At 32.2% G+C, this 21,343-nt stretch carries 21 protein-coding genes; 13 read left to right on the top strand and 8 right to left on the bottom strand.

What is annotated here, in order from left to right:
- The first annotated feature begins 25 nt into the window (after positions 1 to 25).
- Entirely contained in the window at positions 26 to 742 is a 717-nt protein-coding gene (locus AC1EU5_RS02560; RefSeq protein ID WP_480190782.1) for a glycosyltransferase, read from the top strand.
- A 64-nt stretch (positions 743 to 806) separates the two neighbouring features.
- On the opposite strand, the gene lysM is transcribed toward AC1EU5_RS02560, so the two are convergent.
- On the bottom strand, positions 807 to 1,295 hold the full coding sequence (gene lysM, locus AC1EU5_RS02555; protein WP_480190781.1) for a peptidoglycan-binding protein LysM: 489 nt from the start codon (positions 1,293 to 1,295) through the stop codon (positions 807 to 809).
- Positions 1,296 to 1,421: 126 nt separating this feature from the next.
- On the opposite strand from lysM, the gene upp reads away from it, so the two are divergent.
- Positions 1,422 to 2,069: a uracil phosphoribosyltransferase gene (upp, locus tag AC1EU5_RS02550; protein ID WP_480190780.1), complete on the top strand. Its 648-nt coding sequence runs from the start codon at positions 1,422 to 1,424 to the stop codon at positions 2,067 to 2,069.
- On the opposite strand, the gene AC1EU5_RS02545 is transcribed toward upp, so the two are convergent.
- Positions 2,064 to 2,987 (bottom strand): DUF6427 family protein, encoded by a 924-nt coding sequence (locus AC1EU5_RS02545; protein ID WP_480190779.1) that lies wholly within the window; start codon positions 2,985 to 2,987, stop codon positions 2,064 to 2,066. The genes upp and AC1EU5_RS02545 overlap by 6 nt on opposite strands.
- 41 nt (positions 2,988 to 3,028) lie before the next feature.
- On the opposite strand from AC1EU5_RS02545, the gene AC1EU5_RS02540 reads away from it, so the two are divergent.
- From AC1EU5_RS02540 to AC1EU5_RS02520, 5 genes are all read left to right on the top strand, one after another.
- The gene (locus tag AC1EU5_RS02540) at positions 3,029 to 3,229 is read left to right on the top strand and encodes a DUF6341 family protein (RefSeq protein ID WP_480190778.1); all 201 of its coding nucleotides are present in this window, start codon (positions 3,029 to 3,031) and stop codon (positions 3,227 to 3,229) included.
- A 23-nt stretch (positions 3,230 to 3,252) separates the two neighbouring features.
- A complete protein-coding gene (gene trmB / locus AC1EU5_RS02535; protein WP_480190777.1) occupies positions 3,253 to 3,924 on the top strand; it encodes a tRNA (guanosine(46)-N7)-methyltransferase TrmB in 672 nt (223 codons plus the stop codon).
- Positions 3,925 to 3,929: 5 nt separating this feature from the next.
- A complete protein-coding gene (locus AC1EU5_RS02530; protein WP_480190776.1) occupies positions 3,930 to 4,553 on the top strand; it encodes a LysE family transporter in 624 nt (207 codons plus the stop codon).
- On the top strand, positions 4,547 to 4,894 hold the full coding sequence (locus tag AC1EU5_RS02525; protein ID WP_480190775.1) for an MGMT family protein: 348 nt from the start codon (positions 4,547 to 4,549) through the stop codon (positions 4,892 to 4,894). Before AC1EU5_RS02530 ends, AC1EU5_RS02525 begins: the two co-directional genes overlap by 7 nt.
- 98 nt (positions 4,895 to 4,992) lie before the next feature.
- Positions 4,993 to 5,775 carry a THC0290_0291 family protein gene (locus tag AC1EU5_RS02520; RefSeq protein ID WP_480190774.1) on the top strand — a complete coding sequence of 261 codons (783 nt, stop codon included), beginning with the start codon at positions 4,993 to 4,995 and terminating at the stop codon, positions 5,773 to 5,775.
- A 1-nt stretch (position 5,776) separates the two neighbouring features.
- On the opposite strand, the gene AC1EU5_RS02515 is transcribed toward AC1EU5_RS02520, so the two are convergent.
- The 3 genes from AC1EU5_RS02515 to AC1EU5_RS02505 are packed head-to-tail and all read right to left on the bottom strand — an operon-like array spanning position 5,777 to position 8,295.
- The gene (locus tag AC1EU5_RS02515; RefSeq protein ID WP_480190773.1) at positions 5,777 to 6,508 is read right to left on the bottom strand and encodes a glycosyltransferase family 2 protein; all 732 of its coding nucleotides are present in this window, start codon (positions 6,506 to 6,508) and stop codon (positions 5,777 to 5,779) included.
- Positions 6,508 to 7,608: a glycosyltransferase gene (locus tag AC1EU5_RS02510; protein ID WP_480190772.1), complete on the bottom strand. Its 1,101-nt coding sequence runs from the start codon at positions 7,606 to 7,608 to the stop codon at positions 6,508 to 6,510. The genes AC1EU5_RS02515 and AC1EU5_RS02510 overlap by 1 nt, the downstream gene beginning before the upstream one ends.
- 15 nt (positions 7,609 to 7,623) lie before the next feature.
- Positions 7,624 to 8,295: a cell division ATP-binding protein FtsE gene (locus tag AC1EU5_RS02505; protein ID WP_480190771.1), complete on the bottom strand. Its 672-nt coding sequence runs from the start codon at positions 8,293 to 8,295 to the stop codon at positions 7,624 to 7,626.
- Between the two features lie 111 nt (positions 8,296 to 8,406).
- Between AC1EU5_RS02505 and AC1EU5_RS02500 the strand changes: the two genes are divergently transcribed.
- The 4 genes from AC1EU5_RS02500 to AC1EU5_RS02485 all read left to right on the top strand — a co-directional run bounded on the left by AC1EU5_RS02500 (position 8,407) and on the right by AC1EU5_RS02485 (position 15,689).
- Positions 8,407 to 9,477 (top strand): Kelch repeat-containing protein, encoded by a 1,071-nt coding sequence (locus AC1EU5_RS02500; protein ID WP_480190770.1) that lies wholly within the window; start codon positions 8,407 to 8,409, stop codon positions 9,475 to 9,477.
- Positions 9,462 to 10,697: a peroxiredoxin family protein gene (locus AC1EU5_RS02495; RefSeq protein ID WP_480190769.1), complete on the top strand. Its 1,236-nt coding sequence runs from the start codon at positions 9,462 to 9,464 to the stop codon at positions 10,695 to 10,697. Before AC1EU5_RS02500 ends, AC1EU5_RS02495 begins: the two co-directional genes overlap by 16 nt.
- 160 nt (positions 10,698 to 10,857) lie before the next feature.
- Positions 10,858 to 13,887 carry a tetratricopeptide repeat protein gene (locus tag AC1EU5_RS02490; RefSeq protein ID WP_480190768.1) on the top strand — a complete coding sequence of 1,010 codons (3,030 nt, stop codon included), beginning with the start codon at positions 10,858 to 10,860 and terminating at the stop codon, positions 13,885 to 13,887.
- A gap of 62 nt (positions 13,888 to 13,949) precedes the next feature.
- On the top strand, positions 13,950 to 15,689 hold the full coding sequence (locus tag AC1EU5_RS02485; RefSeq protein ID WP_480190767.1) for a TonB-dependent receptor: 1,740 nt from the start codon (positions 13,950 to 13,952) through the stop codon (positions 15,687 to 15,689).
- A 71-nt stretch (positions 15,690 to 15,760) separates the two neighbouring features.
- Here the strand turns inward: AC1EU5_RS02485 and rfbB are convergent, their stop codons facing one another.
- From rfbB to AC1EU5_RS02470, 3 genes are read right to left on the bottom strand one after another with little or no spacing between them, the layout of a single operon-like run.
- Positions 15,761 to 16,807, bottom strand: a complete 1,047-nt coding sequence (gene rfbB, locus AC1EU5_RS02480; protein WP_480190766.1) for a dTDP-glucose 4,6-dehydratase — start codon at positions 16,805 to 16,807, stop codon at positions 15,761 to 15,763.
- 1 nt (position 16,808) lies between these two features.
- Positions 16,809 to 17,825 (bottom strand): UDP-glucose 4-epimerase GalE, encoded by a 1,017-nt coding sequence (galE, locus tag AC1EU5_RS02475; protein ID WP_480190765.1) that lies wholly within the window; start codon positions 17,823 to 17,825, stop codon positions 16,809 to 16,811.
- 9 nt (positions 17,826 to 17,834) lie between these two features.
- Positions 17,835 to 18,989, bottom strand: a complete 1,155-nt coding sequence (locus AC1EU5_RS02470; protein ID WP_480190764.1) for a DegT/DnrJ/EryC1/StrS family aminotransferase — start codon at positions 18,987 to 18,989, stop codon at positions 17,835 to 17,837.
- 126 nt (positions 18,990 to 19,115) lie between these two features.
- Here AC1EU5_RS02470 and AC1EU5_RS02465 point away from each other — a divergent pair, with 126 nt between their 5' ends.
- Both AC1EU5_RS02465 and moaA read left to right on the top strand, forming a co-directional pair.
- On the top strand, positions 19,116 to 20,309 hold the full coding sequence (locus AC1EU5_RS02465; protein WP_480190763.1) for a 3-deoxy-D-manno-octulosonic acid transferase: 1,194 nt from the start codon (positions 19,116 to 19,118) through the stop codon (positions 20,307 to 20,309).
- A gap of 33 nt (positions 20,310 to 20,342) precedes the next feature.
- Positions 20,343 to 21,338: a GTP 3',8-cyclase MoaA gene (gene moaA, locus AC1EU5_RS02460; protein WP_480190762.1), complete on the top strand. Its 996-nt coding sequence runs from the start codon at positions 20,343 to 20,345 to the stop codon at positions 21,336 to 21,338.
- Positions 21,339 to 21,343: the final 5 nt, after the last annotated feature.

The following is a 21,343-nucleotide window of genomic DNA, read 5'->3' as shown; positions in this document are numbered from 1 at the left end:
TACCTTTGCGGGAAATATAAAACACATGTCAAAAAAATATATTTTCTGCATGAAATGGGGTACACTTTATGGACCTGAATATGTCAATAGGTTGCACTCTATGGTTAAAAGAAATTTGACGCATGATTTTAAAATGGTATGCTTTACTGACGATGCTAAAGGTATTATAGATGAAGTAGATTGTTACCCTATACCAGAAGTTGATATACCAGGAGATTTACCTGAACGCATGTGGAAAAAATTGACTACACTCAAAGGTGATTTATATGGGTTAGAAGGCACAGCTTTGTTCTTAGATTTAGATGTAGTCATTGTAGATAATATGGATGCATTCTTTGAAATTGAAGGTGATTTCTTAATTATTAAAGATTATTTAAAGCCCACAGGAAATTCATCTGTATATCGTTTTGAAATTGGTAAGCACCCTTATGTATTTGATTACTTTGTTAAGAATTTTGACTCCATAAGAAAGCAGCATAGAAATGAACAGGAATACTTAACACAATCTGTTAAAGATCATGGTAGTCTTAATTTTTGGCCAAAAGAATGGTGCCCTAGCTATAAATATGATTGTGTTTCTAGAATTCCTTTTGCTTTCTGGAAAAAACCTTCAATACCAGAAGGTTCAAAAATCATCATTTTTCATGGGGAAATTAATCCTCATAAAGCTATTAAAGGCGGTAGAGGTAAATGGTATCGTTATGTAGCTCCCGCTCCTTGGGTGGCAGACTATTGGAAATAGAAAAAATAAAAACCCCAACAACTAATTGTTGGGGTTTTCTATTATTTGTTAGAAGTTTGAAAAATCACGATTCTAAAGCAGGAATGCGCAATACCTGACCTGGATATATCTTATCAGGATCAGTCAACATAGGTTTATTGGCTTCAAATATTACAGGATACTTCATAGCGTTACCATAATAAGTTTTGGCTATTTTACCTAAAGTATCTCCGCTAACTACCGTATGAAATTGAGCTTCAGGCTCTTGAACCGCAGTAGTCATCTGGTCATCTACACTAGCAATACCCTCGGTATTACCAACAACTAATACAACTTTTTCACGTGTTGCCTGGTCTTCAGCTTCGCCATAAACAGTAGCAAGATCACCATCAACTTTAATGTCTAACCCTTCTACTTTTAAACCTAAGGCATCAACAGCTGACGCTAATTTCGCCGCTTTTGCTGCCGCCAATTCCGCAGCCTTTGCAGCATTTTCAGCTGCTTCCTCTTCTTCAGTTTTACCTATACCAAAGACCTTAGCCCCGGCATTTTTAATAAATGAAAATAATCCCATAATTTAATTTTTGTTTTTAATTGATTATTATTTTTGGAATCGTGAATATACAATATTTTTACATGTTATTGTTGCCACCGTTACTAATTTTTCACAATCATAATTCAAATAAATCTGCACTAAAAAATGACCGTTCATAATTTAGAAAACACGAATTCTATTCTTAATAAATTTATAGCTGAAATTAGAAATAAAAGCATTCAAAAAGACGCTTTGCGATTTAGAAAAAATATTGAACGAATTGGAGAAATTCTTGGTTATGAAATGAGTAAATTATTGAATTATCATTCCACTATTATTGAAACTCCCTTAGGAAAAACAGAGATACAGCTAATATATAATAATATAGTTTTATGTTCAATTTTAAGAGCAGGTTTACCTTTACATTATGGGCTCTTAAATTATTTTGACACAGCTGAAAGCGCCTTTATTTCAGCATATAGAAAACAAAATAGAGGTGAAATTGAAATTATAGTAGATTACTTTGCTTCACCATCAATAAATAACAAAACATTTGTTTTGATTGACCCCATGTTAGCAACGGGAAAATCACTAGTTTCTGCTTATAATAGTATACTTAAATATGGTACTCCTAAAGAAATTCATATTGTTTCTGCAATTGGTTCAAAAGATGGCATTGATTATACAAAAGACAAATTTCCAGAAAATACACATTTATGGATTGCAGCTGTTGACAATGAGCTAAACTCAAAAGGGTACATTATTCCTGGCTTGGGTGATGCTGGAGATCTTGCCTACGGAGAAAAATTATAAGAAGTAAGTAGTTATCATTACAGTTACCATACTATACATTAAAACTTCTTTAAATCTTTTCTCTTCTATAATTTGAATATAATTTGCTAAGATGATTGCTATTGGAAAAAAAAGTAACATTAACTCTGATCCATTTTTTAATGGAAAAGGAATAACTACAAGTAATAGTATAAAAAAATGACATATCAATAAATACCAGGAATTCTTGAATTCATTATTTACAATAGAAATCTTGTAACTCGTAGGAAAAATTGACCATAAGAGCAAAGCACACACCAAAGCCAGTGGAACAATCAATCTAAACGAATTAAATTGACCAAAATTAAAGCTAGAATCAAAAGACATAACCTCGTAAAAAATATACATTTTATCAAAAAGCAATGAATAAGCACTATAGATAAATATTGGCGTTAAAAGGCCAACAAAAGGAATAAAAGCATTTTGCCAACTCCGTTTATCAAACAAATAGGTTGCTACATACACTAATAATAACACCAAAGCGCTCCAAGGGTAAATCAAAGTGGCTACTCCTATCCACATGCCACTGTCAAATAATTTTTCTTTAGTACTCTTTTTCGTGCGCAAACTATAAATTCTTCTATAAGCTAGCAAAAGCACTATATTTAATGCAATGATATTTGTGTTAATAAGTGATAAAGGAAACATCCCTAACAAAACAACAAAAAGAAGCAAGGCATGGGAATTATCCTTAGTAAGGTTATTCTTTCTAACAATAAAATTTACAAGAAAAAGCGTGATTAATAGCAGAGCTAATTTCCCTATATATCTTATTACTTTATAAATATTGAACTCTTCTGTAAAGTTAACAGCTATAGAAAAAAGAAAAGTAATAAAAAGTAATGCAACAATAACTAATGTATTAATGGGTTTAGTTTTACTGAAAAAATTGGCAATCATTGCTTTATTTTATACTTTTGCTGGGTAAATATAACCAAGATATGATTGCTAACAATATTTTCAGAGCTTTAGGAAATTTTTTTACAGATTACGCTTTTGCTATATATGATGCTTTTCGTTTTACTAAAGGATGGTGGGCCTCAAACATTGTAAACACAATCATAATTTTAATAGGTTTTATTGCGATGTTCTATTGGCTTGGTGAAATGTCCAAGCATAAGAGATCTGGCGATACTATATAATATTTTTCTTCAAATTTCACATTTTGGGCAGCAAAAACAAATTGAAGCGTTTTCGTGAGAACGAAAGTTTTGTTAATGTTTTGCAACCATCTCGTGAGGAAGTCTTAAGCAGCTTTTCATTAAAAGGAAAATGGTCATCTTTTTTTGAGAACAGCAATCCAATAATACTAGAGTTAGGATGTGGTAAGGGTGAATACACCATCGCTTTAGCAAGAAAAAACTCTCAATTCAATTATATTGGTGTTGACATAAAAGGAGCTCGTTTTTGGAGAGGCGCTAAAACAGCATTAGAGGAAAACTTAAAAAATGTAGCTTTTTTAAGAACGCAAATTGAGTTAATAGATCATTGTTTTAAGCAGAATGAAGTAAGTCAGATATGGATCACTTTCCCAGATCCTCAAATTAAGTTTAAGCGCATGAAGCATCGTTTGACAAATCTTGATTTCTTAAGAAAATATCAGCATATCTTGAGTGAAAATGGAGTTGTGCATTTAAAAACTGATAGTGAGTTCTTGCATGGTTATACTTTAGGACTATTACAGGAAGGAAATCATGAGATCATATATGCACATCATGATATCTACAATAATCCACATAGTCCAGAAGAGGCAATATTGACACAAACATTTTATGAAAGGCAGTTCTTAGAGCAAGGCAAGCCTATTACCTACGTCAAATTTAGAACAAATTATTAGTTAAAATGGGACTAATTATTCAATTTATTCTAGGTTTTACAACTTCATTTATTGGTACAACACCACCTAGTATGCTGAATATGACCACCGCGAAGTTTAGTTTAGAACGTTCTAAAAGCGAAGCTATTAAATTTGCAATTGGTGTTTCATTAATAGTTCTAATTCAAGCTTTTATAGCAATCTTTTTTGCCAAATACATTCATAATAATATGGATTTTGAGTGGTACATTAAAATTGCTGGTATTATTATTTTTTTTGGATTGTCTTTATTTTTTTTTAGACAAGCTTTTATAGAAAAAAGGCAAAGTAACTCTGATGTTACTTTAAAAAAAGGAAGTAGCTTTTCAATTGGGTTGACGTTATCTAGTTTAAATATGTTTGCCATACCATTTTATTGTGGTGTTGGCAGTGCCCTAAATATGGCAGGATGGTTAGACTTTAACATTACTAGCATACTTCTTTTTGTACTTGGATCCGCTTTAGGAACCTATTCTTTATTATATGTGTATGCCATTTCTGCCCTAAAGATTCAAAGAAAAGCAAAAAAGTTAACTAAAAATTTGAACTATTTTTTAGGAGGATTAACTTCACTGGTGGCTACAGTTTCATTAATAGATTTATTATGGTAAATGATAATTCAAATTTTTTTGATAAGGTTTATGCGGTAGCAAGAAAGATACCTTATGGAAGGGTCACTTCCTATGGTGCCATAGCAAAATATTTAGGAGCCGCAAGATCAGCTAGAATGGTGGGCTGGGCAATGAATGCTTCAGGAAGAGATGAATCAGTTCCAGCGCATAGAGTTGTAAATAGAAATGGTATTCTAACTGGTAAGCATCACTTTCAAGGTACCAATTTAATGCAACAGCTATTAGAAAATGAAGGTATAAAGGTAATAGATAATAAAATTGTAGATTTTAAGGCCCTTTTTTGGGAACCTAATGATGATGAACTTTCAAAATCAATGTAAAAACAATATTTTTTTTTACTTTTAGTTCTGATTAGGCTGGTTTTTAGAGGCTGGCATGGTATTTTTTTTTAAATTGCGCAACGAAAAAAAGGGTTTACATGAAATTAAAGCTGAAATTAACCGTATTTTCACTTTTATTGTCGCTATCTTATTCCTTTGCTCAGCTAGATTGGAGTCATGAAATAGGTGTAGTTGCAGGTCCATTAAGTATGCAAACGGATTATGGTGAAAGACATCACTTTCCAAGTAGTAATGCAACAACTTTCGGAATTGGTTTAGTGCATTATCTAAGTTTTTACGGTAATAATTATAACTGGAGAAATGGTGCGAGTTTTTTTTCTGATCATTTTAAATTAAGAACTGAAATATCTTACTATTTCAATAATAGCCTTGAGCACAAGGGAAGATATATTGAATTAAATAATACTATCGGTTCACAGTTGCGAGCTATGAAAGGAAAAACTAAGATATTTAACTTTGGAATGCAACTTGAATATTACTTTAAGAATCTAGAGGATTATGGACTATTGTTCAACACTTCTGACAAGTTTGCACCTTATGTTAGTGCTGGCTTGCAATATAATAGTTTCGATCCTGAATTGACAAATACCCCTGAAGGGACTTTAGACATATCGAATCTTCCCGAAAAGTGGCGAGATCGTAATTTCCTTGAGCGAGATAATACCTTTTCTTTTACTTTCAGTGCTGGCACACGCTATAAATTAAATAAATTTGACTTGGTTGCAGATGCTCGTTGGCAGTATTTCTTTTCTGATAAAGTAGACGGGCTTGATCAAACTGATGGATCTAGTAAATTTAATGACACGCTAATATTCTTTAGTGTTGGTGTTGTTTTTGATTTATCTGGATTGAGAAACTAGATTAATTTTTTACTTTAATAAGTTTCTTATAATAATATTTCAATATTGAATTGAAGTAGAAAAATGGTTGAAAAAATTCATTACTTAAAGACCTCTTAAGCTTTATTTCCTCCTTTTTAATATCCCAATTATTATCTCTAGATATACCCTCTGTTCCACATAAAGTAATTACTTGATCTAATAATTTTATAGGCGTTTTTAATTTAAAAAGTATTAGATTCAAATGATAATCACCCAAAACTTTATAAATTAAAGAATACTTTCTTTTAGAAAAAACTGAAGACTTATAAAAAATACCCTGATGAGGTAGTGTGTTTTTAAACCATAATAAAAATGACCATTTAGGGCTCATTATTTTTGTTCCTTTATTAACATTGTAAGCTACCTTACCTAATAAAAGTTTTATATTTTCCTCAATAGATTGATTAAAAACACTATTTAAAACTTTAGCATTGTAGAATATATCATCTGCCCCCATAAAAAAAAGCCAATCTCCATTAGAATTTTCTACCCCTTTGTTCATTGCATCGTAAATTCCCTTATCACTTTTACTGATCCATTTAAAAGGAAGTTCTAATTCCCTTAGGTATTCTAATGTTCCATCGGTTGATTCATTATCTATAATCCACACTTCATAGTCATTAAAATCTTGTTTTTCTATACTTAAAATACAACGCTTTAAGCTTTCAAGATTGTTATGTGTAGGTATAATTATAGATACTGTAACTCCCATTAATCAAAATAATAATCTAATTTTTCTTGTTCATTTTCCCAACAAAATAACTGTTTAATTTTTCTTTGATTTTCTTTAATTTTGAGCATCTTTTGGCTATCTGATAAAACCTCTGAAATACGTTTCGCTATATGCTTAGGATCATGACTCTTTACAAAGAACCCTATTTGATGTTTCTTAATTAGATTCTTAATCTCAGTTAATGGATAAGCTAAAATTGGCAACTCTGCGTGTATATAATCAAACAGTTTATTAGGTAAAGAGAATTCAAAACTCTTACCTGATGGTTCCTCAAGAAGTAAGCCTAAATCAGCTTTCTCAGTATAATTAAATAATATATCATGAGGTATTCTTCCCAAGAAGTGAACTCGTTCAGTTAAATTTTTCGCCTTTGAAAATTTTTCTAAATTTCTTTTTTCTTTTCCATATCCTATAATAACTAAATCTACATTTTCTATATAATTTAAGGCCAATATGGCTTGTTTTAGTCCTCTCTTTTCGGTTAAAGTGCCTTGATAAAGAATAACCTTATTATTAGTAGGAAAACTAATATCTTGTACATTCTTATCATCTTTGTATGGAAGATTTCTAATTACTCCAACTGGAATACCATATTCATTTTTATATGCTTTAGCTATTCCAGAACTAACAGTAAACATTTTATTTAATCTTGGTAAAAAAAAGCGCTCTAATGTTTTCCAAAACTGTCTTACAAAATTTCGATCTTGTAGTTCAGGCACCTCAGTAAAGTACTCATGGCTATCATATACCAAATCACTTTTTTTAATCCTACTTCCCAGAAAACATGCAGGCAAAGTATCTAAATCATTGGCTAGTATATAACGGTATTTTCTTTTAAAAAGAATAAATAAAAAAAGCCTAATGTTATATTCTGCATAGAATAGGAAGTTAACATTAAAAAAATGTTTCTTCCTAATGACATCATATTTCCTGTAAACATTAAACGTCTCTGGAAGTACCCTCCCATAAACAGTAACATTAAATCCTTTTTCTACTAAATAACTTGAAACTTTATGAACTCTTTGGTCAGTAGAGATATCATTGCTAACTGCTACGAGTACATTTTTATTAGTTTTCAAAATCAAATTTATGACTTACACCACTTCAAAGACTTTCTCTCCTTCACATTTAATAGTCTTATGAGGGTATTTTAAGATAAGTGCATAATCATGGGTTGCCATTAAGATGGTTTTTCCACTTCTATTAATTTCTTCTAAAACACTCATCACTTCAATTGAAGTTTTAGGATCTAAATTACCTGTGGGCTCATCAGCTAGAATTAATTCAGGGTCATTCAACAAAGCTCTTGCAATAGCAACACGCTGCTGTTCACCACCAGAAAGTTGAAATGCCATTTTAAAGCCTTTGGTTTTCATTCCTACTTTTTCTAAAACCTCATTGATCTTTGTATCCATTTTAGCTTGATCTTTCCAACCTGTAGCTTTTAAAACAAATTGCAAATTATCATGGACGTTTCTGTCATTCAGCAATTTAAAGTCTTGAAAAACTATTCCTAACTTACGTCTTAAAAAGGGAATCTCTTTTTCCTTAAGCTTCGTTAAGTCAAAACCTACAATTGAACCTTCTCCTTTCACTAGAGGTAAATCACCATAAAGTGTCTTCATTAAGCTACTTTTACCGCTACCTGTCTTCCCGATAAGGTACATAAAATCACCCTCAAATATTTCTACACTAATATCTGACAACACTAGATTCTCTTCTTGAAATATAGAGGCATTTTTAAGTTGCAATAAAGGTTTTGACATAAATAAGTATTTTGCTTGACAAACTTAATGTTTAAATTTTAACCTTAAAAGTGAATACTCAATATATCTTAAAGTCACTTTTCTCTATCTTTGATTTTCCTAAATTCAAGAATGTTTAAATACCTCATCATTTTTATATCTTTCTTTTTTTTCTTTAGTTGTGAAAAGAAACTTTCTAAGAAGAACCAACGAGAAATTATTAAGTCACAAACACTAAAGAATCTTCCTGAGTCTATAACAAACAATGCTGTAATTGAAGGCTTCATTCATAACAAACCATTTGTTTTTACTTTTGGCGGACTAGACAGCACAAAAGAATATACAGGTATACACAAAAGAGCTTATAAATTTGATGTTTTGGTAAATAAATGGCATCAAATAGCAGATTTGCCAGATACTCTTGGTAAAATAGCAAGCGCTGCTAGTAGAATTAAAGATACTATTTATATTATTGGTGGTTATCATGTTTTTAAAGATCACTCTGAAAAATCATCTAACAAAGTACATAGATATGATATCATAAATGACAAATATTTAGAAGATGGTACTCCAATTCCCATTCCTATAGATGATCAGGTACAAGTTGTTTGGAAGGACAGTCTTATCTATGTTATAACCGGATGGTTTGACAAAGAAAATATGCCTAACGTACAGATTTATAATCCTGCAAAAAATGCCTGGTCTACAGGTACTTCTACTCCCAACAATCATATCTATAAGTCATTTGGTGCCTCGGGCACTATAATTGGAGATACCATTTATTATTTTGGAGGTGCTTCGATGGGCAAGCATTATCCTATTCAAAATGTATTACGCAAAGGTGTTATTAATAAAGATAATCCCACAGAAATTACATGGTCTACTATGGTACCAGATTCCACCATAGTAGGTTATAGAATGGCCTCAACTATCATTGGCAATAAACCTATATGGTTTGGTGGTAGTGAAATTACCTATAATTATAGCCCAGAAGCGTACGATGGGTCTGGTGGTGTAGCACCTTCTAATAGGATTCTTTCATTAGAAAATGGACTCTGGAAAGAAGATCGTTCAAAAAAATTACCGATGGATTTGAGAGGAATTGCAAAAATAAACGACTCAATGCTCATCATAGTTGGCGGAATAGAAAGTGGTCAAAAAGTAAGTTCTAAAGTGCATCAATTACAATGGAAAAAACAGTAAACAAATTTCTTACATTCTTAATAATTATTTTGGCATTTGTCTCTTGCAAAGAAGAAGCAAAACCTGATACTTCTGAACTTAAACAGGGTGTTTGGCGAGCAGAGATAGATATGCAAGGTGAAAAATTACCCTTTAATTTTGAGGTATTAAAAGATGGCAATTCATACAAAGCTACCTTAATCAATGGTGAAGATGAAACCTTAGATCTTGATGAAATTCAAGTTCTAAATGATTCTGTTTTTATCAAGTTACACATTTTTGATATTGATCTAAGAGCAAAAATTAATGACACCACATTAAATGGGCTTTATATCAAAAACTACAAAGAAAACTATAGACTTCCTTTCACTGCAGAATTTGACAATTCAAAGAGGTTTATTAAGCCTAAAAGCAATGATAATTTTAATGGTAAATGGCAGGTAACATTCACAGAAGAGGATGGCACTAACTTTCCGGCCGTAGGTGTCTTCAAACAATCCGGCTCTATAATTAAAGGTACTTTTCTAACTGAAACAGGAGATTATAGATATCTAGAGGGTGTCAGCAAAAAAGATTCAATGTCTCTATATACTTTTGATGGAAACCATGCATTTATATTTAATTCCTCCATCAAAAATGATTCTATTTTTGGTGAATTTCTTTCAGGTAAAGACTACAAAGCTACTTTTAAAGGTGTTAAAAGTGGAAATGCCAAGCTAACTGATGCAGATAAATTAACATACCTCAAAGAAGGTTATGACAATATAGAGTTTTCATTTCCAGGGCTAGATAGCAAACCAGTTTCACTAAATGATAATAAGTATAAAAACAAAGTAGTTTTACTCCAGATATTTGGTACCTGGTGCCCTAATTGTATGGATGAAACTATTTTCTATGCTGACTGGTTTGAAAAAAATAAAGACAAAGATGTTGAAATCATCGGGCTTGCCTATGAAGCTAAAGACGATTTTGAATATGCAAGAAAACGTGTTGAAAAAGTAAAAGAAAAATACAATGTAGGTTATGATTATGTTATTGCAGGCGTTTATGATAAAGAAGCAGCAGCTAAAACATTACCCATGTTAAATCATGTTCTGTCATTTCCTACTACCATATTTATTGATAAAAAGGGTAATGTTAGAAAAATCCATACTGGTTTTTCGGGACCAGCAACTGGAATCTATTACGAAGAATTTGTAGAAAAATTCAATACATTTATGAATGAATTGTTAAATGAGTAAACTCATTTTGGCCTGATTCATGTTAATACCTCCTCTAGAAAATCATATTTTCTTAACAAAATGTTATAATTAATTAACAATTGTACAATTTCGGTGCAATTATTCGTTGTTTAATTTAAGCATGGTTAATTTTAGCCAGCTATACTAATTCTATATCAAAATGAAGCTTAGCACCCTCTGGTTTATCCTACTATTCATTGTTTTATCAACAACTCCAAGCTTAGCTCAAAAATCCGACATCTATACCAACTCCTTAAAAGAGTACAATCATGCGATTGCCTTATATCACAATCGGGATTTTGTTGCTGCCAAACAGTTGTTCAATCAATTAAAAGATAATTTTGAACCTGACTCAGAGTATAAAGCGAATTGTGTGTATTATGCAGCTTTTTGTGCAATACAACTAGGTGAGCAAAACGGAGATCAACAAATGCGTGATTTTGTTGAACGTTATCCTACGAGTAGTAAGCAAAATACTGCATTTCTAGAAGTAGGTGATTATTATTTTAAAAATGCTAACTATCCGTATGCACTCAAATGGTACAATCGTGTAGAGACACGAAACCTTTCTATAGGTCAGGAAGAAGATTTTAATTTTAAATATGCCTACGGTCTTTTTGCGGTGAGAAGTTATAAAAGATCAAAAGAGTACTTTCAAAAATTACTGACTTCACAAGAGTATGGATCTCAGGCTAAATACTACTATGGTTTTATTGCCTATCAGGAAGATGATTATGATAATGCTAATAGGTACCTAAGTGAAGTTTCTGATAATTCTGAACTAGGAGATGACGTACCTTATTATATGGCCAATATTAAATTTAAGACAGGTAAGTTTCAAGAAGCTATTGATGTTGCCAAGCCTTTCCTCGCTAAAGCGGATAGAAATCAACATTCTGAAATCTCAAAAATTATAGGCGAAAGTTATTTTAATCTGGGCAACTATAGTGAAGCTATTCCTTATTTAAAAGATTATAAAGGAAAACGTAGACGATGGAATAACACAGATTATTATTTATTGGGATATGCCTACTATAAACAAAATGATTTTGAAAATGCCATTGCCAATTTTAATAAGATCATAGGTGGTGACAATGCTGTTTCACAGAATGCCTACTATCATTTAGCTGAGTGTTATTTAAAAAGTGATCAAAAAACCGAGGCTTTAAACGCATTTAGAAATGCATCTCAAATGGATTATAATAATGACATTAAAAAAGATGCCTGGTTAAATTATGCGAAGCTAAGCTATGAAATTGGGAATCCATATAAAAGTGTCCCTGATGTCTTGCAAGAATACATAGATTTATATCCTAAATCAGAAGCCAATGAAGAAATTAATCAATTACTTATTAGTGCCTATATCACTTCTAAAGATTTTGAAGGAGCTTTAGAAGCCTTAAAGGATAAAAAGGATGCGGACAGCAAAGAAGTTTATCAAAAAGTAGCTTTATATAGAGGAATTCAATTATATAATGAAGGTTCGTTAGATAATGCCAAAGAGCATTTTGAAATTGCTATTGATGAACCAAGGGATAATGGTATTACTGCCCAAAGTACCTTCTGGAAAGCTGAAACAGATTATAACCTCAATAATTTTAATGAAGCGTTGGTTGGTTTCCAGCAATTTGAATCCATGTCAAAACCAGACACGTTGATTGAAAATAATCTGGTAAACTACAATAAGGCTTATGCATTATTTAAACTAAAAGACTATAATAAAGCAGGTTCAAACTTTCAGGATTTTATAGATAAGAGCCCCAATGATACCGCAAGAATGAATGATAGTTATTTACGTTTAGGTGATGTGAATTTTGTTTCAAGTAAGTATCAAAATGCCATTAACTCTTATAATAAAGTAATAAATGCAAACGGCGCCGACAAAGATTATGCGCATTTTCAACGTGCCATGAGCTACGGCCTTACGGGAAAAAACAGCAATAAAATCACCGATCTTACTGATTTCTTGAGCTCCTATAGACGATCAAGTTATCGTGATGACGCCCATTATGAATTAGGAAATGCCTATGTAAGAGCAGATGAAAATACTAGAGCACTAGAAGCTTATGACAACTTATTAAACTATCATAAGCGTAGTTCCTATGTGCCAAAAACCCTATTGAAACAAGGATTGATCCATTATAACTCTGGTAATAACGAAGAAGCATTAGCTAAATATAAAACCATTGTTCGTGATTTCCCTAATACTGACGAAGGTAAACAAGCTGTAACAAATGCGCGTCAGGTATATGTTGATTTAGGACGAGTAGATGAATATGCTGATTGGGTGAAAGGCGTAGATTTTGTAGAAGTCTCTGATGATGATCTTGACAATGATATGTATGAAGCGGCAGAGAAACAATACCTACAGAATAATAGAAAAAAGGCCATTACAGCATTTACAAAATATATTGAACGGTTTCCTAATGGTGCTCATGCATTACAAGCTAATTTTTATTTAGCAGAGTCATTATATGCCGAAAAACAGTTAAAACAGACTGAGCCCTACTACATTTATATCACAAATCAAGAACGTAATGAATTTACAGAACAGGCTTTAGTACGATTGGCAGAAGTCTATTTGAGTGACCAAAGTTGGAAAAAAGCCATGCCTGTTTTAGAGCGACTGGAAGAACAAGCTGATTATCAGCAAAACATAACATTTGCTCAAAGTAATTTAATGAAAGGACATTACGAGTTAGAACAGTATGAAGATGCAGTAGCATATGCTGAAAGAGTATTGGCCCGTCCTAAATTAGAAGATAGGGTAAAGTCTGATGCTAAAGTTATTATAGCACGTTCAGCTATTAAAACAGGTAATGAATATAAAGCTCAAGAAGCCTATGAGGAAGTTGGAAAAATCGCTACTGGTGCATTAAAAGCAGAATCATTGTATTATGATGCCTATTTTAAACATAAGGAAGGTAATTATAAGGTTTCAAATACAATCGTTCAAAAGTTAGCATCAGATTATGCAGCTCATAAATATTATGGAGCAAAAGGCTTAATTGTGATGGCTAAGAATTTTTATGAATTAAAGGATGCTTATCAGGCAACTTACATTCTTGAAAATGTCATCAATAATTTTGGTGATTTTGAAGATGTAGTGGATGAAGCAAAATCAGAATTACAACGTATCAAAACCGAAGAGGCAAAAACAAATGAATCTGTAAACCCTGACGGAAACTAAAATTTTTCATGTCATTCTTACTCCTGGTAATTACTAGGTGAAGGAATCATAAAAAAACAAATATGAAAAAATATATTTTAACACTACTAGGTATCCTAACCATTACCTTTTCTTTTGCTCAAAAAAGAGATAAAGATACACTTGATACCGAGGTGATCAATGTGGTGAAACCCTATTCACCTACTGTATCAGATGCTTTTAAAATAAAGGTTTCTCCTGTAATAAACGATGCTTCTATTAGTAAAAAAAGACCTATTCAATATACTATTTTTTCAGTTCCAGTGGCATCTACATTTACGCCTGCGAAAGGAAAGCCTAAGGCCTTAAAAGTGAATCCAAGTGCACCTATCTATGAGAATTTTATCTCCGCTGGTTTTGGCAGCTTCGGCACACCACAATTTGAGATTTTTGCCAATGGAAACAGTAATAGGTATAATGAATTTGGAGGTTTTTTAAATTTTCATTCATCTAATGGAGGTATTGACAACACCCCTTTAGATAATAACTTTTTAGATGCCAAATTAGATTTGTATTATAAACAAGATGAACGCGATTTTGACTGGCAACTCACAGGTGGATTTAGATATCAGCAGTCTAATTGGTATGGCCTACCTAATGAATTAAATTTTTCTGAAGATGTCATTAACAGCATAAGTGAATCTTTAAATTATACCGATGCATTTATTGGCGGAAAAATTACGTATGATGACTCCTTTTTTCAAGGAGCTAATGCAGATTTATATAGATTTACGGATGATGAAGGCTCAACAGAAATCTATGCCAACATCAAACCAAAAATTGAATTCCCCATTGGTAGTCAATATATTAATATGGAGGCAAGAATTGAATTTTTGGCAGGTGAATTTTTTCAAAACTACGAACAAACAGAATTCGATATTAACTATACTTATTTTAATTTAGGGGTAACTCCCAATTTTGAGGTTTTGAGAGATAATCTCACTATTAGTTTAGGGACCAATATTGTGTACAGTGCTGCTTCTGGAGTAAGTGAAAGCAAGGCTTTTATTTACCCTAAAATAACAGCTTCTTATATTTTAATTGATCAAATATTGACTTTGTATGCCGGAGTAGTTGGTGACTTAGAACAAAATTCTTTTAAAGGTTTTGCTTATGAAAATCCATTTGTTTCACCTACATTAAATGTTCTACGAACTGATAGACAATATGACGCCTATGGTGGATTAAAAGGAAAGTTATCATCAAACATTAGTTATAACTTTAAAGGAGGATATATGAATGAAAAAGGCAAACCTCTGTTTAAATTAAATCCTTTAAGAACTGATGGTACTACCAATGTCACCAAAGGTTATGAAGCTGGTAATTCTTTTCAAGTTATATATGATGAAGTTCAGACATTACATGCATTTGGAGAGGTAAGTGTAGACTTTTCTAAACAGTTAAAGTTTGGAGGAAACGTTTACTATTTTAACTACAGCACAGATGTTCAAGCAGAAGCTTGGGGGTTACCAACCTTAAAAGCAACGGCATTTGCCAATTACAATCAAGATAAATGGTATGCGGGAGCAGATTTGTTCTTTATAGGTTCAAGAAAGGATGAGTTAACATTTTCTGAACCACTCAACCTTACAAATGACCCTAAACTATTAAACGTTGGTAATTATATTGATCTAAACCTTAAAGGGGGGTATAAATTTACCGATCGGTTAACGGCATTCATGAAGGTCAATAATGTGTTTAATAGCAACTATGAAAAGTATACGAACTTTGAAGTACAGGGCTTGCAATTTTTTGCCGGACTTACCTATAAGTTTGATTTATAAAAGTCATTTTAAGTGGCGTTGTGTGTTTTTACTCTTTTTCCCTTTTTTAACACAACGCTGCTTGAGTGACATTAAGAGTACATTTTTTCATAGTATTCTTGATAAGCACCTGAAGTAACATTATTCAACCATTCTTCATTTGCTAGATACCAATCAATAGTTTTTGATAAACCTTCTTCAAAAGTAACTGAAGGTTTCCAACCTAATTCTTTATTTAACTTAGAAGCATCAATGGCATAACGACGATCATGCCCTGCTCTATCTTTTACATAAGTAATCAATTGTGCAGAACTTCCATTTTCTCTACCTAATTTTCTATCCATTTGTTCACATAATAAATGAATAAGATCTAGGTTAGTCCATTCATTAAAACCCCCAATATTGTATGTTTCTCCTTCCTTACCTTTATGGAATATCAAATCAATAGCTCTAGCATGGTCTTCTACATATAGCCAATCTCTAGTATATTTACCATCTCCATAGACAGGCAGTGATTTGTTATTCTTAATATTATTTATAAATAAAGGAATCAGTTTTTCAGGAAAATGATTAGCTCCATAATTATTAGAGCAGTTGCTTATAATAAAAGGCATATTATACGTATTCCCATATGATCTTACCATGTGATCAGAGGCTGCTTTTGATGCCGCATAGGGTGATTGAGGATCATAAGGAGTGGTTTCAGTAAATAATCCTGTTTCACCCAAAGATCCATAAACCTCATCTGTTGAAACATGATAGAATAGTTTACCTTCAAAATTATCAGTACAAGCATTTCTAAAAGCATTCATCAAATTGGCTGTGCCAACAACATTGGTTTCTATAAAAGCATTAGGGTCTTTGATAGAACGATCAACATGACTTTCAGCTGCTAAATGAACAACACCATCAAACTGATATTTTTTGAAAAGATCATTTAAAAAATCTGCATCTTTAATATTTCCTTTAATAAAAGTATAATTAGAAGCATTGCTAATATCTTTTATATTTTCAAGATTTCCTGCGTAGGTTAATGCATCTAAGTTGAGAATTTGATATTCAGGGTGTTTAGCTACAAAACGTCTCACCACATGTGAGCCTATAAATCCTGCACCGCCTGTAATTAGTATTTTTTTCATTTTATCTATTCAATGTTTGTTGCCATTTCCAAGCTGAAACCAATGCATCTTCCAAGCTAGATTCAGCTTTCCATTTTAATTCATTATTCGCATATGTTGTGTCGGCACAATATTCTTTTACATCACCTTCTCGCCTATGCACAACTTTATAGCTTATTTTTATTCCCGTGGTATTTTCAAACGTATGTATAATATCAAATACAGAATTTCCTCTACCAGTACCAATATTAAAAATCTCATAACCAGATTTACCTTTTCCTTCAAGCAATCTTTTTAAAGATGCAACATGGGCTTTCGCTAGATCAACTACATGAATATAATCTCTAATAGGGGTTCCATCATGTGTTTCATAATCACTACCAAATACTTTGAGTTCTTCTCTAATACCAGCTGCCGTTTGAGTTATATATGGCACTAAATTTTGAGGAACTCCATTTGGTAATTCTCCAATTTTAGCCGAAGAATGTGCTCCAATTGGGTTAAAATACCTCAAACTAATGACATTTATATCTGATGCACTAGCTGTGAATCGCAACACCTCTTCACCAATCTGCTTTGTATGTGCATAAGGTGAGTCAACTTTTTTAAAGGGAGCTTGTTCGGTAATAGGCATTTCATCAGCCTGGCCATAAACGGTACAAGAGGAACTAAAAATAAAATGATGAACTTGAGTTTTCTCCATCTCTTGTAAAAGATATACAAGTGAATTAATATTATTACGATAATATTTTAAGGGTTTTTCTACACTTTCACCCACCGCTTTTGAAGCAGCAAAATGAATTACACCTATAATATCAGAATGTTTACTAAAAAAGGTCTGAATTGACATCTGATCCTTTAAATCTAAATTCTCAAAATGCGGTTTTTTTCCTGTTATTGCAGTGATGCCATCTAAAACATCTATGGATGAGTTTGAAAGGTCATCAATAATCACCACCTCAAAACCTTCTTCTTGAAGTTCAACAACAGTATGAGAACCAATAAATCCTAACCCTCCTGTCACTAAAATCTTTTTCATAGCTAACAACTACTTATTTACAAACTCCAACACTTTGTCTGTAACATATTTCAAATCTTCTTCGGAAAATTCAGTATGGATAGGTAGAGACATCACAGTCTCTGAGAGTTCATTAGTTATTTTAAAATCATCCTCATTATAACGTTCGTCTGCATAGGCCTTTTGTTTGTGTAAGGGTACCGGATAATAAATGGCATTTGCAATTCCATACTCATTAAGGTGTTCTTGCAAACCAGCTCTATCTACTCCATTTAATCGTAAGGTATATTGATGAAATACATGACAATCACAATCATCGCAAAAAGTATCTGAATTACATTTTCCTGATTTTGGAGTAATCAATTTATCAGATTTTGCGAAGGCATTATTATAATAGTTGGCAACTTTTCTCCTGGCATTACAATAATCGTCTAAATACGGTAGTTTAATATCTAAGACGGCTGCTTGAATAGAATCCAATCTAGAATTTACTCCAATTACATCGTGATAATAGCGCTTGTACATTCCGTGGTTCACCATACCTCGAATAATGTGAGCTAGATCATCATCATTAGTAAAAATAGCACCTCCATCACCGTAACAACCTAAATTCTTACTTGGAAAAAAAGAAGTAGTTCCTACATGACCAATGGTACCTGCCTTTTTCTTAGAACCATCTTTAAATGTAAAATTCGCACCAATAGCCTGAGCTGTATCTTCTATTACAAATAAGTTATACTTTTTGGCAATCTCCATAATTGCTTCCATATCAGCTACCTGTCCAAATAAATGTATCGGAATTATTGCTTTGGTTCTTGGTGTAATTGCTTTTTCCAATGCCTTTATATCAATATTAAAAGTATCTGGATCTACATCCACTAAAACTGGAGTCAGTTTTAATAAGCCTATGGTTTCAACAGTAGCCGCAAATGTAAAATCTGCAGTAATTACCTCATCACCTTGTTCTAATACAAGTCCCATCATTGCTATCTGCAATGCATCAGTACCGTTGGCACATGGAATAACGTGCTTTACATTTAAATATTTCTCAAGATTAGACTGAAAAGACTTTACTTGTGGTCCATTGATAAAGGCAGTAGATTCAATAACATCAATTACAGCTTTGTCAACCTGATCTTTTATTCTTTGATACTGACCTTTTAGGTCAACCATTGGAATTTTCATAGTATAATTTTAAAACGTAAACGCACAAAAATACGAATTATTTAAGTGCTCATTCTCTAAATTTATATTTTAGCTTGCTGTATGTATTTTTTATATAACATAGCAATATTGATCTCTAGTTTAATATTGAAAATTATAGCTCTTTTTGATAAAAAGATTAGGCTTTTTGTTGATGGAAGGAAAGACACTTTTCAAAAATTACAGTCAACTATTTCTAAATCTGATAGCATAATCTGGTTTCATTGCGCTTCTTTAGGGGAGTTTGAACAAGCACGACCAGTTATTGAGAAGCTTAAAACTCAAAACTCAAAACTCAAAATTTTAGTTACTTTTTTTTCTCCATCAGGTTATGAAGTTCGCAAGGACTATGCTTTCGCGGATGTAATAACTTACTTACCTCTTGATACAAAAACAAACGCCAAGAAGTTTATTGAAATAGTAAATCCAGTAATTGCAGTATTTATAAAATATGAGTTTTGGCCCAACTTACTCAAGAAATTGAAGAAAAAAAACATCAAAACATTATTGATTTCTGGAATTTTCAGAAAAGATCAATCCTTTTTTAAAAGTTATGGAAGTTGGATGCGTAAATCATTGAATACGTTTGATCATTTTTTTGTTCAAAATGAGGCTTCTAAAGAACTTCTAGAAAGTATCAATTTTAAAAATGTAACTGTAAGCGGTGATACACGATTTGATCGAGTTTATGATATTTTAAATCAGGATAATTCCATCCAAGCCATTGAAGTATTTAAAAATGATAAACATTTACTGGTAGCAGGAAGTACTTGGCATGAAGGAGAAACTTTATTGATTGATTATATCAACAACCATACTTCAGTAAACGAAAAATTTATCATTGCCCCTCACAATATCAATACTAAAGAAATTGAGAAATTGAAAAACTCTTTTAACAAGAAAACTAGTCTTTTTTCTGATACAGATAAAGAAGATATAATTAACACTCAAGTACTAATTGTAGATTCAATAGGCTTGCTCACCAAAATTTATAGTTATGCTGATGTAGCGTATGTAGGTGGTGCATTTAAAACAGGATTGCATAATATTTTAGAACCCGCTACCTATGGTGTGCCTATACTAATTGGACCACATTATCAAAAATTTAATGAAGCCATTGAATTAGTAGCACAAGAAGGGTGTATTGTAATTAATGATCAACATGAATTCAATGCTACGCTAAATGAACTATATCAAAACAAACAATTGCTTTTAGAAAAAGGAACTATCTCTAAAAACTATGTTAAAAGTAATATTGGGGCTACCAATTCCATCTTGAATTACCTAAACAAACAACTATAATCCACCCTTTCTTTGTAACTTGCAGGTTCCTGTATGAGTACATTGATAGACACATTTGGACGACAAATTTCATATTTGCGCTTAGCAGTAACAGATAGGTGTAATCTACGCTGTAAATATTGTATGCCTGCACATGGTATTGATATTGTTGATAGAAAAGAACTACTTACTTTTAAAGAAATGTACCGTATTACACGTGCATTAAGTGAGTTAGGTGTTAATAAAGTTCGTTTAACCGGTGGAGAGCCTTTTGTAAGAAAGGATTTTATTAAATTTTTGGAAATGCTCTCATTCAATGACCTGTTAGATGAGATTAATATTACTACCAATGGAGCATTGATTGCCAATCATATTCAAAAACTGGAAGAGCTTAATATCAGATCCATTAACTTAAGCATAGACAGTTTAAATAGAGAAAATTTTGCAGCGATTACAAGGCGGGATGTTTTTCAAGATGTTTATAAAACATTGGAATTGTTAGAGGAAAGTTCTATGAATCTCAAGCTTAATATGGTAGTACAATCAGGAGTAAACACCCACGAAATTATTGATTTCGTAGAGCTAACAAAAAAGAAGAATATAGCGGTACGATTTATTGAGGAAATGCCCTTTAATGGAATTGGTCAACGTGAAACCAAGGAAGTTTGGAACTACCAACGAATTTTAAATGAGGTACAATCTAAATTTAAAGATACTGAACCTTTAATCTCAGAAAAATCATCAACATCTAAGAATTTTAAGGTTCAAGGTTACAAAGGAATATTCGGAATCATTCCTGCCTTTACTCGAACCATTTGTGCTGATTGTAATCGCATTCGTATCACTGCAACTGGCATGTTTAAGAATTGCTTATTTGATGAAGGAGTTTTTAATGTTAGAGATTTCATTCGTAACGGAGCAAGTAATGAAGATTTAAAAAGACTGTTTTTATCAATTGTAAAAGACAAGCCTAAAAACGGATTTGTAGCCGAAGCAAATAGAAAGAAAAATAAAAAGGTATCAGAAAGTATGTCTACCATTGGTGGTTAAACTGA

Source organism: Maritimimonas sp. 2405UD52-3 (genome assembly GCF_056591715.1).
Note: the sequence above shows the minus strand (reverse complement) of the source record. Positions and strands in the feature narration are given on the sequence as shown.

What these genes read in the sequence shown, in the direction of transcription:
- AC1EU5_RS02560 (WP_480190782.1), top strand. Translation starts at nt 26, where the DNA reads ATGTCAAAAAAATATATTTTCTGCATGAAATGGGGTACACTTTATGGA.
- lysM (WP_480190781.1), bottom strand. Translation starts at nt 1,295, where the DNA reads ATGGGATTATTTTCATTTATTAAAAATGCCGGGGCTAAGGTCTTTGGT.
- upp (WP_480190780.1), top strand. Translation starts at nt 1,422, where the DNA reads ATGACCGTTCATAATTTAGAAAACACGAATTCTATTCTTAATAAATTT.
- AC1EU5_RS02545 (WP_480190779.1), bottom strand. Translation starts at nt 2,987, where the DNA reads ATGATTGCCAATTTTTTCAGTAAAACTAAACCCATTAATACATTAGTT.
- AC1EU5_RS02540 (WP_480190778.1), top strand. Translation starts at nt 3,029, where the DNA reads ATGATTGCTAACAATATTTTCAGAGCTTTAGGAAATTTTTTTACAGAT.
- AC1EU5_RS02530 (WP_480190776.1), top strand. Translation starts at nt 3,930, where the DNA reads ATGGGACTAATTATTCAATTTATTCTAGGTTTTACAACTTCATTTATT.
- AC1EU5_RS02525 (WP_480190775.1), top strand. Translation starts at nt 4,547, where the DNA reads ATGGTAAATGATAATTCAAATTTTTTTGATAAGGTTTATGCGGTAGCA.
- AC1EU5_RS02520 (WP_480190774.1), top strand. Translation starts at nt 4,993, where the DNA reads ATGAAATTAAAGCTGAAATTAACCGTATTTTCACTTTTATTGTCGCTA.
- AC1EU5_RS02515 (WP_480190773.1), bottom strand. Translation starts at nt 6,508, where the DNA reads ATGGGAGTTACAGTATCTATAATTATACCTACACATAACAATCTTGAA.
- AC1EU5_RS02505 (WP_480190771.1), bottom strand. Translation starts at nt 8,295, where the DNA reads ATGTCAAAACCTTTATTGCAACTTAAAAATGCCTCTATATTTCAAGAA.
- AC1EU5_RS02500 (WP_480190770.1), top strand. Translation starts at nt 8,407, where the DNA reads ATGTTTAAATACCTCATCATTTTTATATCTTTCTTTTTTTTCTTTAGT.
- AC1EU5_RS02495 (WP_480190769.1), top strand. Translation starts at nt 9,462, where the DNA reads ATGGAAAAAACAGTAAACAAATTTCTTACATTCTTAATAATTATTTTG.
- AC1EU5_RS02490 (WP_480190768.1), top strand. Translation starts at nt 10,858, where the DNA reads ATGAAGCTTAGCACCCTCTGGTTTATCCTACTATTCATTGTTTTATCA.
- AC1EU5_RS02485 (WP_480190767.1), top strand. Translation starts at nt 13,950, where the DNA reads ATGAAAAAATATATTTTAACACTACTAGGTATCCTAACCATTACCTTT.
- rfbB (WP_480190766.1), bottom strand. Translation starts at nt 16,807, where the DNA reads ATGAAAAAAATACTAATTACAGGCGGTGCAGGATTTATAGGCTCACAT.
- galE (WP_480190765.1), bottom strand. Translation starts at nt 17,825, where the DNA reads ATGAAAAAGATTTTAGTGACAGGAGGGTTAGGATTTATTGGTTCTCAT.
- AC1EU5_RS02470 (WP_480190764.1), bottom strand. Translation starts at nt 18,989, where the DNA reads ATGAAAATTCCAATGGTTGACCTAAAAGGTCAGTATCAAAGAATAAAA.
- moaA (WP_480190762.1), top strand. Translation starts at nt 20,343, where the DNA reads ATGAGTACATTGATAGACACATTTGGACGACAAATTTCATATTTGCGC.